The sequence below is a fragment of the Curtobacterium flaccumfaciens genome (assembly GCF_013359815.1).
Lineage (GTDB): Bacteria > Actinomycetota > Actinomycetes > Actinomycetales > Microbacteriaceae > Curtobacterium > Curtobacterium flaccumfaciens.
The window spans coordinates 49,393-62,526 of record NZ_JABMCF010000030.1; the positions used below are offsets into that span (position 1 = coordinate 49,393).

The window sequence follows — 13,134 nt, forward strand, 5'->3', positions numbered from 1 at the left end:
CGTGTGCGTGAGCGGCCCCGTCCGGCCGCCACGGGCCTCCAGGCCTGGAGGCGCGGCTTGCGACACGCCCGGTCCTCGCGTAACGTGGACCCCTGGTTCTCCGCGTCCGCGCGGCGGACCCGTTGTTCCAAGCCCTCCGACCGTCGCGAACGCCGCGGTCGCGCGGTGTCCGGCTCTCCTTCGACAGGGGATGCGGACCTGGGCGGTGCACACAACCCCCTCGCACGGCCACCCCGGTGGCACTGCGCGTGTGCACCAGGCAAGTGAACTTGGGTGCGGCCGTCCGGTCGCACGGTACTCAGGAGGAAACCATGGCAGCAGTGTGCCAGGTGACCGGCGCCGTTCCCGGCTTCGGTCACAACATCTCGCACTCGCACCGCCGGACGAAGCGTCGCTTCGACCCGAACGTGCAGAAGAAGACGTACTACGTGCCCTCGCTTCGTCGTAACGTCACGCTCACGCTCAGCGCGAAGGGCATCAAGGTGATCGACGCACGTGGCATCGAGTCCGTCGTCAAGGATCTCCTCGCCCGTGGGGAGAAGATCTGATGGCGAAAAAGGGTCAGGACATCCGTCCGATCATCAAGCTCCGCTCGACGGCGGGCACCGGGTTCACCTACGTGACCAAGAAGAACCGTCGGAACAACCCCGACCGACTCGTGCTCAAGAAGTACGACCCGGTGATCCGCAAGCACGTCGACTTCCGTGAGGAGCGCTAAGCATGGCGAAGAAGAGCAAGATCGCGAAGAACAACCAGCGTGCCGTCATCATCGCGCGCTACGCCGAGCGTCGTCTCGAGCTGAAGAAGGCCCTCGTGGACCCGAACGGCACCGACGAGTCGCGTGAGGCCGCCCGCGTGGGCCTGCAGAAGCTGCCCCGCGACGCATCGCCCATCCGCTACCGCAACCGCGACGCCATCGACGGCCGCCCCCGTGGCCACCTCGGTGAGTTCGGCATCAGCCGTGTCCGTTTCCGTGACATGGCCCACCGCGGCGAGCTCCCCGGCATCACGAAGAGCTCCTGGTAAGCACTCGCAGTACACGACGCCCCGTCACCTCCTGGTGGCGGGGCGTTCGCTGTGTACGGGGTACACGCGAGCCGTCATTCGTCACATCTGCCCCTCCAGCACCCCCTCGGAGCCCCGACAACCCCGGAAATCCGGGCGAGTCGGCGGTTTTCACCCCCGGCGGCTGGTAGGTTCAACTCCGGTTCCGCCGGGCCCTCGGCCCACTGGCACCGTGGCACGGGGCACCCGCTCCGGGCGCCGGACGACACGTGCGTCCGACCGATACTGCAAGAAGTCCGAGGAGGACATCCATGGCTGACAAGTCACTGAACCGCACCGAGCTCGTCGCTGCCGTCGCCGCTGAGTCCGGCCAGAGCCAGGCCACCGTCAACGGCGTCGTCGACGCGCTCTTCAGCGTCGTCTCGTCGTCCGTCGCCGACGGCACGAAGGTCACGATCCCCGGTTGGATCGCCTTCGAGAAGACGCACCGCGCCGCCCGCACCGGCCGCAACCCGCAGACGGGTGACGCCATCGAGATCGCCGCGAGCGACTCGGTCAAGGTCAGCGCCGGCTCGAAGCTCAAGGCTGCGGTCAAGTAAGACTGTTCCGCGCATCGGGAGGGACGGCTTCGGCCGTCCCTTTCGTCGTTCCCGGGGGCGCGCGGGCGCGTGGTGCGCGGGTCCTGGCCTGGAGGCCCGTGCCGGTTTGCACAGATCGGCCCGCCCCGTCCGTCCGCCGGGTGGGCACCGCCTAGGCTTGACGGGTGAATCGGATCGCGCGCATCGCCGGTCCCGCCGTGCTCCTGCTCGTCGGGTTCGTGGCGCTGCTCACGGCACTCGTCATCGGTGGGGGCGCGAACCCCGCACTGATCGCCGACCCGGGGCCCGTCGTCCGCTTCGGGCTGCCGATCGCCCGGCTCGTCGTCGACCTGTCCGCGGCCACCACGATCGGTGGGCTCGCACTGGCGACCATCGGCCTCTCGCGCTCCGGCCCCGAGTGGAACCGCGCGATCGACGTCGCCGCCGGGGCCAGTGGTGTCTGGACGGTCGCGTCGGCTGTCGCCACGTTCTGCACGTTCCTCAGCGTCGCCGGTTCGCGCATCAGCATCGACGAGCAGTTCGGGCAGTCGATGGGGGTCTTCCTCACCGGCACCGAGCTCGGGCTCGCCTGGCTCGTCACCGTCCTCGTCGCCGCGGCCGTCACGGTGCTCTGCTTCGCAGTCCGTTCGCGGGGCATGGTCGCCCTGACCGCCGGCGTCTCGATGATCGGCCTCATCCCGCTCGCGCAGCAGGGCCACGCCGCCGGCACCGCCAGCCACGACGCCGCCGTGACGGCCCTGGGGCTGCACCTCGTCGGTGCGGCGCTGTGGGTCGGTGGGCTCGTCATGCTCGTGCTGCTGCGCGGGGTGCTGCCCGGGGACCGGCTGGCCGTGGTCGTGGCCCGGTACTCGAGCATCGCCCTCGGCTGCTTCGTGCTCGTCGCCGTCTCCGGCACCGCGTCGGCACAGATCCGCGTCGGGGCGCTGTCGAACCTGTTCACCCCGTACGGCACGCTCGTCCTGGTGAAGATCGGCGCGATCGTCGCCATCGGTGTCCTCGGCGCGGTGCAGCGCCGTCGGGCCATCCGTGCGCTGACCACCTCGCCCGGTCGGCAGCGGCCCTTCTGGACCCTCATCGTCGTCGAGCTCGCGGTGATGGGTGTGGCGTCGGGGTTCGCCGCGGCGCTCGGACGGACCGCCACCCCGGTCGACCAGATCGCCCTGAGCAAGACCACCGACCCGAGCCCGGCGGAGCTCCTGACCGACGACCTGCTGCCGCACGCGCCCGGTGCGTGGGGCTGGCTGACCCAGTGGAACATCGACCTGTTCTGGCTGATGGCCGCCGTGCTGCTCGCCGCGACGTACGTGGCCGGCGTCGTGCGACTGCGGCGGAGCGGCGTGCGGTGGCCGGCACGACGCTCGATCGCCGCAGCCCTGGCGATCGTGTCCCTGGTGGTCGCGACCTCGGGCTCGCTCCACCAGTACGACCGGTTCCTGGTCTCAGCGAACGTCGGTGCCCACGTGCTGCTCGGCCTGGTGGTCCCCGCCCTGGTGTGGGCGGCGGCACCGGTCGCCCTGATCCGCGCCGCCGTGCACCCCCGGCACGACGACAGCACGGGTGTGCGTGAGTGGACCGACGTCATCGTCGAGCACCCGTCCGTGCGGTACCTGGCCCAGCCGTTCCCTGCGTTCCTGCTCGCGGCGGCCTTGTGGTGGGCGTTCTTCGCCACCGACGCCGTGCGGTGGTCGGTGAGCGACCCCACCGGTCGTACCGTCAGCGACGTAGTGTTCCTGCTGGTCGGGCTGCTGGCCGTCCCGACGCTCTGCACACCGATCCCCGCCGGGCACCGTCGTCCGACCACGGCTGCCGCGGCCGTCCGGATCGTCGGGGCGGTGGTGATCGCGGCGGGCACGGTCTCGCTCGGCATCGCGATGCGTGGGCCGCTCGGGCTGCTGCAGGCCTCGTGGTTCGGTGCGATGGGCCGGACGTGGGGGCCGGATCCGCTCGTCGACCAGGCCCGGGCCGGCCTCGTCCTGATCGTCGCCGGAGTGCTGCTCCTGGTGACGGTGGTCGTGGTGGTGCTCGTGCGGCTGCGGCGTGACGGCGGAGACCCGGTCGACGTCGTCGACGCAGCTGCTGCCGGCGACGCAGCTGTGGCCGGTGCGACCGTCCCCGCCGTCCCTGCTGCCCGGGCCGACCAGGACGATCTGGACTTCGACGACGGCAGCGACGACCTCGAACCATCGCCCGGGGCGGACGCCCGATGAGCATCGAGCTGAGCGACGAACAGCGCGCCGTCTTCGAGTACATCGAGCACACCCGTGACCACGTGTTCATCACCGGCCGGGCCGGCACGGGCAAGTCCACGCTGCTCAACCACCTGTCGTGGAACACCGAGAAGCAGGTCGTCATCTGCGCCCCGACGGGGGTCGCCGCGCTCAACGTCGGCGGCCAGACGATCCACTCCCTGTTCCGGCTGCCGATCGGGCTCATCGCCGACGCGGAGCTGCGGCAGGGCCCGGACACCCGCAAGCTCCTCAACACGATCGACACCCTGGTCATCGACGAGGTCTCGATGGTCAACGCCGACTTGCTCGACGGCATGGACCGGTCGCTCCGCAAGGCCCGCGGTCGGCAGTTCGAGCCGTTCGGCGGTGTGCAGGTCGTGATGTTCGGCGACCCGTACCAGCTCCCCCCGGTGCCCGGCGACGCCGACGAGCGCGCCTACTTCACCGACCACTACCGGTCGATGTGGTTCTTCGACGCCAAGGTGTGGCTCGAGGCCGAGCTCAACATCATCGAGCTCGCCACGGTGCACCGACAGCGCGACGACGCCTTCGCAGCGATGCTCACCGCCGTCCGGCACGGCCGGGTCACCGCGGACATCGCCGAGCAGCTCAACACCGCAGGGGCCCGCCCGGCCCCGGACGACGCCATCACCCTGGCGACCCGCAACGACACGGTCGCCCGGATCAACAAGGCTGCCCTCGAGCGGCTGCCCGGCAAGGTGAAGACCGCCAAGGCCGACGTGAACGGCGACTTCGGTGGACGGAACTTCCCGGCCGACGAAGCCCTCGAGCTGAAGCCCGGTGCGCACGTGATGTTCCTGCGCAACGACGCCGACCAGCGCTGGGTGAACGGCACCCTGGGCATCGTGACGGCCATCCGCGACACGGTGTGGGTCGACGTCGACGGTGAGTCGTTCGAGGTCCAGCCATCGGTGTGGGAGAAGTTCAAGTACTCGTACGACGCGGACAAGAAGGAACTCAAGAAGGACACCGTCGGGGAGTTCCAGCAGTTCCCGCTCCGGCTCGCCTGGGCCGTGACCATCCACAAGTCGCAGGGCAGCACCTACGACCGGGCCGTGGTCGACCTCGGCAACCGGGTGTTCAGCGCGGGTCAGACGTACGTGGCGCTGTCGCGGCTGACCTCGCTCGAGGGGCTGTTCCTCACCCGGCCGCTCCGGCCGCAGGACATCATCGTCGACCTGGACGTCCGACGCTTCATGTCCGAGGCGCCCCGCATCGTCGCCACCGAGCTCGAAGCTCCGAAGAAGCAGCCCGACGCCGAGCCCGACGCCGACTGACGCGTCCGACTGACCCGTCGGGTCCGCTTCGTCTTCACGCCGCCGGGCACGCGCGCCTGCCTGCCCGGACGCACACCGCCGAGCGGTCACGACTCCCCGTCGGTCCTGCGCCGAGTGGTCACTCGTCGTCGACTTGAGACTCTGCATCCGACAGTTCGTGACCGGCCGGCGGACCTGAGCGGGGAGTCGTGACCGGACGACAGCCCCCGCCGGACCACCCCGCCGCCCCGCCTTCACCGTCACGACGACGCCCGCCTGCCGGAGCGGCAGACGGGCGTCGGGAGTGCAGTCGAGCGGGTGCGTCAGGCGCGCGCCGCGCGCAGTGCGCGGAGGTTCTCCTTGTCGGCACCGATCGCGGTGAGGAGCAGGAGCACACCGACGATCGCGTGGAACACGTTGTCCGTGGTGTTCAGCGCGAAGACGTTGGCCGAGGTGTCGACGAAGATGAAGCCGTACACCGCGAAGAGGACGAGCAGGACCCCGACGAGCAGGTTGCCGTTGCGCGATCCGACGGTGTTGCCGAGGCCGGTGATGAGCAGCACCGCGGCGAGCAGTACCCACACCAGGCAGAGCGCCGGGTTCACGCCGAACGCGTTCCACAGCATGCCGCCCTGGCGGTTGAAGAAGCCCGGGTCGCCGTCGGCGGCGAAGAAGAAGCCCAGGACGCCCCAGAGTGCGAGGACGCCGCCGGCCGTGAGTGCGAGACCCCGGTTCGGCGAGGCGATGATGCCCGGTTCCTTGATGGCCACTTCGGTTTCCTCCTCGTACACTGCCGACGCGACGTGCGTCGGTCCCGCGTGGTGCGACGGCCCGGCGGGGATCACCGATCCCCTCGTGTCAGCGCGCAGTGCACGGCCGACGGGGGTGCGGTTCCCAGCCTCCGGCCGGTGCTCCAACGGTATCGTGTCGGACCCCGACCGACCCAATCGCAGCGCCGCCGCCAGTCGTGCGACGAGCCCGACGACGACCACTCCCAGGAGGACCAGCCCGGTGACCTTGACACCCGAGCGCAGTGCATCCGAGTCGCGCGGACCGTGGGTCTCGCGGCGGGGGCGGTGGGCTGCGCTGGCGGCTCTGGGGTTCGTGATCGTGCCTCTCGTCTACGGGGTCGCGGTGCTGACCCCGGTCGGTCAGAAAGCGGAGGACGCCGCGCTCGGCGGGGTCCGGGAGTCCGACCTCTTCAGCTCGGACACTGCGCTCAACGTCATCTCGGTGCCGGTGATCCTGTTGCTCGTCGTCGTGATCGTCGCCGTGGCGTTCGCCAGACGGCGGCTCTCGGTGGGACTCGGCGCGGGGGTCGTGGTACTCGCGTCGGCGGCCACCTCGACGCTCGTCAAGCGTATCGCCGTGCGCCCTGAGATCGCTCAGTCGACGACGCCGAACTCGTTCCCGTCCGGGCACGCGACGATCGCGCTGGCGGCGCTGTTCGCGGTCCTGATGGTCACGCCTCGTCGGTTCCGCCCGCTGGTGACCATCGTCGGCGTCGGGTACGCGGTCTTCGTGGCGAACCAGACCGTGGTCTACGGCTGGCACCGGGTCAGCGACATCATCGGCGCATGCGCGATCGCGGTGTTCTGGCTCGGCATCGTCCGCGCGGTCGGCCCCCGGGTCGACCGGGGGCTCCGGGGCGACCGTGACGGCCGGCGGGGGCCGCGGCGGGTGGTGAGCGTCGTGCTCCTCGTCGCGACCGGGCTCACGCTGGTGATCGGTGTCGCGGCGCTCGTGGTCGGCCTGACCGGTGACGGCGCGTACGACCACGCCGCGATCCTGGTGGCGGGGCGGTTGGCGTCCAGCGCGAGCGTCCTGGCGGTCGTGACCGTCGTGTGGTTCCTCGACGGGATGCACCACGCCGCGCGCACCGACCCGGCCACGCTGCCCGCCGCCGGCTGACCCGGGGAGCCGAGCCGGGCCTCCCGGCCGCCCGTCCGACGGGCGCGAGCCTGGCGGGAATGCCACGCCGTGCGCTACGTTGTATCCAGCAAGTCGATGCAAACGCATCGATATCGCGAAAGGCGGCGCATCATGCAGTTCGGCATCTTCACGGTCAGTGACGTCACGACCGACCCCACGACCGGCACCACGCCGGACGACACCCAGCGCGTCCGCGACATCCTGACGATCGCCGAGCACGCCGACCAGGCCGGGCTCGACGTCTTCGCGACCGGCGAGCACCACAACCCGCCGTTCGTGGCCTCGTCGCCGACCACGCTGCTCGCCTACCTGGCGGCGAAGACGAAGGACATCACGCTGTCCACGTCGACGACCCTGATCACCACGAACGACCCGGTGCGCATCGCCGAGGAGTACGCGATGCTGCAGGTCGTCTCCGACGGTCGCATGGACCTGATGATGGGCCGCGGCAACACCGGTCCCGTCTACCCGTGGTTCGGCCAGGACATCCGCCAGGGCGTCAACCTGGCGATCGAGAACTACGCGCTCGTCCGCCAGCTGTGGGAGAACGACGTCGTCAACTGGCAGGGCAAGTTCCGCACGCCGCTGCAGGGCTTCACCTCGACCCCGCGTCCGCTCGACGGTGTCCCGCCGTTCGTCTGGCACGGCTCGATCCGCACGCCGGAGATCGCCGAGCAGGCGGCCTACTACGGTGACGGCTTCTTCCACAACAACATCTTCTGGCCGATCCAGCACACCGAGCAGATGGTCGGCCTGTACCGCCAGCGCTTCGAGCACTACGGCCACGGCCGCGCCGACCAGGCGATCGTCGGGCTCGGCGGGCAGTTCTTCGCGCGGAAGGACTCGCAGGACGCGATCAAGGAGTTCCGGCCCTACTTCGACAACGCTCCGGTCTACGGTCACGGCCCCTCGATGGAGGACTTCACCGCCCAGACCCCGCTCACCGTCGGTTCGCCGCAGCAGGTCATCGACCGGTACGCGGCGATGAAGGACCACGTCGGCCACTACCAGCGCCAGCTGTTCCTCATCGACCACGCCGGCCTGCCGCTCAAGACGGTGCTCGAGCAGATCGACATCCTGGCGACGGACATCGTGCCGGAGCTGCGCAAGCTCAACGACGAGGGGCGCCCGGCCGACGTGCCGTCGGACCCGCCGTCGCACGCGGCACGCGCCGCTGCCGCGATGGCGGCCGGCACGGTCGGCAGCGACCACGTCGCCGCCGAGGACGAGTGGACGGGCGCGTCCGTCTGACGCTCGTTTCGTGAGCAGGAACGGTCGGGTCCCGCGAGGTGACCCGACCATTGCTGCTCACCATGCGCGGTGGGCGCGACCCACAGACGGACGGGAGGCGCCGTGCCAGCTGGCACCGGGCCTCCCGTCCGGCTCGGCGCGCGTGCTCGGACCGCACTCGCCTCACGGGGTCAGCGACACCTCACGGGATCGCTGGCGCGTGAGCTGTCGCTCAGCGCGTGAGGTCGGCGGCGGGGCGGGCCGGCACGAGCTTGAGGCCCACGACGCACCCGACGATGCCGGCGATGAACAGCAGGCGCAGGACGGTGACGTGCTCCGCGCCGGTGGCCATGCCCCAGAGCACGGTGAGGGCGGCGCCGGTCCCGGTCCACACCGCGTACGCCGTGCTGATCGGGATGTGCTTCAGGACGTAGCCGAAGGCGACCAGGCTGATCACGATCGTGACGGCGAACACGATCGTCGGGCGGAGCTCGGTGAAGCCGTCGCTCTCACCGAGTGCGGTCGCCCAGACGGTCTCGAGCGCGGCGCTGACGAACAGGACGATCCATGCCATGTCAGCTCACCACCTTGAGGCCGATGACGCACGCCACCAGGCCGAAGACCAGGGCGAGGCGGGCGAAGGACGCGGCCTCCTGTCGGCGGAGGATCGCGACGACCACGGTCAGGGACGCCCCGATGCCGACCCAGACGGCGTAGGCGGTGCCGACCGGGATGCTCTTCATCGCGAACGCCAACCCCACCATGCTCAGCGCCATGCCGGCGACGAACACGATCGTGGGGACGACCTTCTTGAAGCCGTTCGAGGCACTGAGGGCGGTGGCCCAGACGGCCTCGAGCACGCCGCTGAGCACGAGGATTGCCCATGCCATGACGATGTCCTTTCCTGCGGGAGTCGTTCGTTCTCGTTGTCGTACGACTGTGCGACAACGACCTCGACGGTAGCACGAGTTCGTACGACTGTGCGAGTATGGCGTCGTGGCCAGGAGCATGGACGTCGACGAACGGCGCCGCACCGTGTCCGAGGCGGCGTGCCGGGTCCTCGTGCGCGACGGGCTCGGAGCGTTGAGCGTGCGGAACGTCGCCGCCGAGGCCGGACTGCCGCCGAGCACGGTCCGCTACACGTTCCCGACCCAGGCGAGCGTCCGCGAGCACACCATCACGCTCGTGTTCGACCGGATCCGCGAGCGCATCGACGCCATCCCCGACGACCTCACGCCGGCCCGACGCGCACGCCGGATCGTGCTCGAGCTGCTGCCCCTCGACGAGGAGCGGGTCGTCGAGCTCGAGGTCTACCTGGCGCTCGGCAACGCCGCGCTCACCGACGTCGGGCTCCGGCCGACGCTCGACCGGACCGTCGCGGCGATGCGGACGTGGTGCGAGGAGGTCCTCGGGCTGCTCGGGGTACCGGCGGACGACCGGGAGTACGAGGCCTGCCGCCTCCACGCGCTCCTGGACGGACTCGCGATGCAGGTCGTCCGACTGGCTCCGGGGGAGTCCGGCGACTGGGCGATCGACGTGCTCGACCGGCACCTCGACGGCGTCACCGCGGGTTGAGCCGCCCCGTGTGCAGCCCCGGGCAGGAGGCGTCACCTATCCTGTCCCGGTGACGACGACCACGCGGCCGCCGCAGCGCACCCGGAGCCTCACCGGCCCCGGCCTGGTGCTGCTCGCCGTCGTCGTCCTGCTGGGCATCCGGCTGTTCTCCCCGAGCATCGGGTCGACCGGGCTGCCGGACGTCGTGCAGGACTTCCTCACACTGGCGATCAGCGTCGTCGTCGAGTCCCTGCCGTTCGTGGTGCTCGGCATCGTGCTGTCGATCGTCGTCGAGGTCTGGGTGCCGGTCGGCGCGCTCGAGAAGGTCCTGCCGCAGAACGCCTTCGGCCGTCGCGCCGTGATCTCCCTGATCGGCATGCTCTTCCCGGTGTGCGAGTGCGGCAACGTGCCCCTCGCCCGCGGCCTGATGATGCGTGGGTTCACGCCGGCCGAGGCCGTCACGTTCCTCGTCGCGGCCCCGATCCTCAACCCGCTCGTCATCATCAGCACCGCGCAGGCGTTCGGTTGGTCCGGGTGGATCCTGCCGGTGCGCATCGTCGGCGGGTTCGTCATCGCGAACCTCGTCGGCTGGATCGTCGCCGCGCACCGCCGTCCGGCCGACCTGCTGCTCCCCGCCTTCGAGGCCCGGTGCCGTGCGGCCGTCGGAGCGCCCCGCGGCCTGCACCGCTGGCGGCAGAGCGCCGCGCAGTTCGGCGGCGAGACGGCGACGATGATGCCGGCACTGTTCGTCGGTGCCGGCCTCGCCGCGGCGATCCAGGTCGCCGTGCCCCGATCGACCCTGGTGGCCGTCGGCTCGAACCCGGTGCTGTCCGTCGCGGCGATGATGCTGCTGGCGATGACGGTGTCGCTCTGCTCGAACGTCGACGCCTTCTTCGCGCTGTCCTTCGCGTCGACGTTCCTGCCCGGGTCGATCACGGCCTTCCTGATCATCGGGCCGATCATCGACGTCAAGATGATCGCCCTGCTGCGCACGACGTTCCGGGTCCGCTTCCTGGTGCTGCTGTCCGTCGTGTGCGTCCTGTTCGCCGGAGCCGTCGGGTTGGTGATGAATGTCCTCGTCTGATGCACGCAGCAACGCGGCCGCGTACCTGGGTCTCGGGTCGGTGCTGGCCGCCGCCCTCTGCACGCTGTGGCTCGCGCTGGTCGGGCACCTCGACCTGTACATCAACCCGCGCTACTCGGTGTTCACGGTCGTGCTCGCCGCCGTCGGGGTGCCCGCGTCGATCGCCGGACTGGTGGCCACCGCCCGCGGGTACGGCCACACGCACGGCGACGACGAGGACGACCTCGATCTGCACCAGCAGCAGCGGACGGGAGGCCGCCGTCGCGCCGTCCGCCTCGCCCTCGGCGGCGCCGCCGCCGTCGTCACGATCGGCGTCACCGTCGCGATGCTCGTCCTGCCGCCGACGACCCTGTCCGCCCGCACCGCCCAGCAGCGGAGCGTGGACTCCGCGACCCTGTCCAACGCCACCGGCTCGGAGTCCGCGGTGCAGCTGCTCGGCAGCGAGGGCGTCGACACCTCGGAGTACGGCGTCAAGGACTGGGCCGCGCTGATCCGGCAGACCACGGACACCACGGCCCTGGTCGGCAAGCAGGTCGAACTGACGGGCTTCGTGGTGCCGGGCGACGACGAGTCCTTCACCCTCACCCGCTTCGTGATCAGCTGCTGCGCCGTGGACGCGCAACCGGTGGGCCTCGGTGTCGTGACCGGCGACGGCGACGGCGCCGGGACCGTCCCCGACGAGGGCCAGTGGGTCACCGTCCGCGGGGCCCTGGCCGCCAACCCGGACCAGTCCGCCGACGCCCGCATCGTCGTCAAGGCCGCGAAGATCACCGACATCGCGCAGCCCGAGGACCCGTATGAGTTCTGAGCGCCGCCCCGTCGCACACCGCTTCCACCGCCGGTACGTCGCCGTCGTGGTGGTCCTCGCCGTGGTCGCCGCGCTCGCCGCCGTCGTCGGCTCGCAGCAGGGCCCGCGGCTCCGCGACGTGTCCTACGACGCGACCGGTCTCGTCACCCGGCCGGCCCAGCGGGTGATCCTGACGGCGAACCAGGCGCTGCAGAAGGTCGCCGCCGCCGACGTCCGGGTCAGCCCGGCTGCGGCGCACACCGTGACCTCGAGCGGCAACACGATCGCGGTCGAGTTCGCCGGACCCCTGGCGTACGACCGCGAGTACACCGTGACGGTCGCGGACGTCCGGGCACCCGGGCAGCGTGCCACGTCCGACCTGACCGCGGCGATCCGCACCGGCAGCACCGACGTGCTCGCACTCGTGCCGGGGCAGGCCGGGGCGAAGGACCGCATCGTCCGGCGCTCCCTCGACGCGGGCGGTGCCACCACGGTCTACGAGGGCACCGCGATCTCCGAGTACGCCCGGCTCGGCCGTTCCCTGGTGGTCGTGAGCGGCACGGACGCGAGCTCGTCCGTGGACATCGTGGCGCTGAGCGGTGGCGTGCAGGACGCCGACGCCCCCGTCGAACACCTCACCCTGCCGACCGCCGAGGGCCGTGTCACGGCGCTCCACGTCGCCGACGACGGTGCCTCGTTCGGGTTCGAGTACGCCGACACCTCGACCGGGCAGTCCCGGAACACCGGCCTGTACGTGGTCGACATGACGGGCACCCACATGCCCACGGCGATCGCGGCGAACGGCAAGCCGAAGACGGGCGCCGTGCCGATGACGGTCGGGCAGTGGGCCTACGTCCCGCGCACCGAGAGCGCGCTGGTCCGGACGGGCAGCGACGACCTGGTGCTCGTCGACATGAGCGGGCGTGCCGACCCGGTCCGGCTCGGCAGCGCCACCTACCTGCACGGCTTCGTCGGCACCGGCACCACGGCCGTCGTCGAGACGGGCACCGGGATCGAGCGGCTGGACCTGACCGACGGGTCGAAGTCTGCGCTGCAGGCGCCCGCCGAGAGCACCGATGCGGCCGTCCTCGGCCGCATCGCCCAGCTGTCCGACGACACGTACCTGCGGGTGCTGGGGGACGTGCGGTCGGACGGCACCATCGCGGCACGGATCGTGCGCGTGGACGGGGGACGGGCCTCCCGGCTGCCCGTGACGATCCCGGACGACGCGAGCGTCACCGCGGTCTGCCCGTCCCCGAACAGCCAGTTCGTCGCGGTCGCGACGAAGTCGGCGACCGGCGAGCTCGTGAGCATCGTCGACGCGGCCTCCGGCGCGCTCGAGGCGAGCATCGACGCGGGCTCCGTCGACTGGTGCGGCGCGCTGCCGTCCGGTGACGAAGTCGGCTGACGGCATCGAGACGACAGACGGGAGGCCCGT

At 71.0% G+C, this 13,134-nt stretch carries 15 protein-coding genes; 12 read left to right on the top strand and 3 right to left on the bottom strand.

What is annotated here, in order from left to right:
* Positions 1–311: 311 nt before the first annotated feature.
* From rpmB to HP445_RS02495, 6 genes are all read left to right on the top strand, one after another.
* A complete protein-coding gene (gene rpmB, locus HP445_RS02470) occupies positions 312–548 on the top strand; it encodes a 50S ribosomal protein L28 (RefSeq protein WP_027464952.1) in 237 nt (78 codons plus the stop codon).
* A complete protein-coding gene (gene rpmG / locus HP445_RS02475) occupies positions 548–718 on the top strand; it encodes a 50S ribosomal protein L33 (RefSeq protein ID WP_017886456.1) in 171 nt (56 codons plus the stop codon). Before rpmB ends, rpmG begins: the two co-directional genes overlap by 1 nt.
* A gap of 2 nt (positions 719–720) precedes the next feature.
* Entirely contained in the window at positions 721–1,026 is a 306-nt protein-coding gene (gene rpsN, locus HP445_RS02480; RefSeq protein WP_017886455.1) for a 30S ribosomal protein S14, read from the top strand.
* Positions 1,027–1,316: 290 nt separating this feature from the next.
* The gene (locus HP445_RS02485) at positions 1,317–1,604 is read left to right on the top strand and encodes an HU family DNA-binding protein (RefSeq protein WP_017886454.1); all 288 of its coding nucleotides are present in this window, start codon (positions 1,317–1,319) and stop codon (positions 1,602–1,604) included.
* A gap of 164 nt (positions 1,605–1,768) precedes the next feature.
* Positions 1,769–3,811: a bifunctional copper resistance protein CopD/cytochrome c oxidase assembly protein gene (locus HP445_RS02490; protein WP_128781459.1), complete on the top strand. Its 2,043-nt coding sequence runs from the start codon at positions 1,769–1,771 to the stop codon at positions 3,809–3,811.
* Positions 3,808–5,130, top strand: a complete 1,323-nt coding sequence (locus tag HP445_RS02495; protein ID WP_111030936.1) for an ATP-dependent DNA helicase — start codon at positions 3,808–3,810, stop codon at positions 5,128–5,130. Before HP445_RS02490 ends, HP445_RS02495 begins: the two co-directional genes overlap by 4 nt.
* A 302-nt stretch (positions 5,131–5,432) precedes the next feature.
* Here HP445_RS02495 and HP445_RS02500 read toward each other — a convergent pair whose 3' ends face one another.
* Positions 5,433–5,879, bottom strand: a complete 447-nt coding sequence (locus HP445_RS02500) for a DUF4383 domain-containing protein (RefSeq protein WP_164941262.1) — start codon at positions 5,877–5,879, stop codon at positions 5,433–5,435.
* 241 nt (positions 5,880–6,120) lie between these two features.
* Between HP445_RS02500 and HP445_RS02505 the strand changes: the two genes are divergently transcribed.
* Together HP445_RS02505 and HP445_RS02510 are read left to right on the top strand one after the other, a co-directional pair.
* On the top strand, positions 6,121–7,020 hold the full coding sequence (locus HP445_RS02505; protein WP_164941263.1) for a phosphatase PAP2 family protein: 900 nt from the start codon (positions 6,121–6,123) through the stop codon (positions 7,018–7,020).
* Positions 7,021–7,152: 132 nt separating this feature from the next.
* Positions 7,153–8,292: a CE1758 family FMN-dependent luciferase-like monooxygenase gene (locus HP445_RS02510; protein WP_128781462.1), complete on the top strand. Its 1,140-nt coding sequence runs from the start codon at positions 7,153–7,155 to the stop codon at positions 8,290–8,292.
* Positions 8,293–8,503: 211 nt separating this feature from the next.
* Here the strand turns inward: HP445_RS02510 and HP445_RS02515 are convergent, their stop codons facing one another.
* A complete protein-coding gene (locus HP445_RS02515) occupies positions 8,504–8,845 on the bottom strand; it encodes a DMT family transporter (RefSeq protein WP_128781463.1) in 342 nt (113 codons plus the stop codon).
* Between the two features lies 1 nt (position 8,846).
* On the bottom strand, positions 8,847–9,161 hold the full coding sequence (locus tag HP445_RS02520) for a DMT family transporter (RefSeq protein ID WP_027464946.1): 315 nt from the start codon (positions 9,159–9,161) through the stop codon (positions 8,847–8,849).
* A 106-nt stretch (positions 9,162–9,267) separates the two neighbouring features.
* Here HP445_RS02520 and HP445_RS02525 point away from each other — a divergent pair, with 106 nt between their 5' ends.
* Genes HP445_RS02525 through HP445_RS02540 form a run of 4 tightly spaced genes read left to right on the top strand, consistent with a single transcriptional unit; the run spans position 9,268 to position 13,104 of the window.
* Positions 9,268–9,846: a TetR/AcrR family transcriptional regulator gene (locus tag HP445_RS02525; RefSeq protein WP_164941264.1), complete on the top strand. Its 579-nt coding sequence runs from the start codon at positions 9,268–9,270 to the stop codon at positions 9,844–9,846.
* Between the two features lie 49 nt (positions 9,847–9,895).
* Positions 9,896–10,909 carry a permease gene (locus tag HP445_RS02530; protein ID WP_071246228.1) on the top strand — a complete coding sequence of 338 codons (1,014 nt, stop codon included), beginning with the start codon at positions 9,896–9,898 and terminating at the stop codon, positions 10,907–10,909.
* Entirely contained in the window at positions 10,896–11,717 is an 822-nt protein-coding gene (locus HP445_RS02535; RefSeq protein ID WP_128781464.1) for a TIGR03943 family putative permease subunit, read from the top strand. The genes HP445_RS02530 and HP445_RS02535 overlap by 14 nt, the downstream gene beginning before the upstream one ends.
* The gene (locus tag HP445_RS02540) at positions 11,707–13,104 is read left to right on the top strand and encodes a hypothetical protein (RefSeq protein WP_128781465.1); all 1,398 of its coding nucleotides are present in this window, start codon (positions 11,707–11,709) and stop codon (positions 13,102–13,104) included. Before HP445_RS02535 ends, HP445_RS02540 begins: the two co-directional genes overlap by 11 nt.
* Positions 13,105–13,134: the final 30 nt, after the last annotated feature.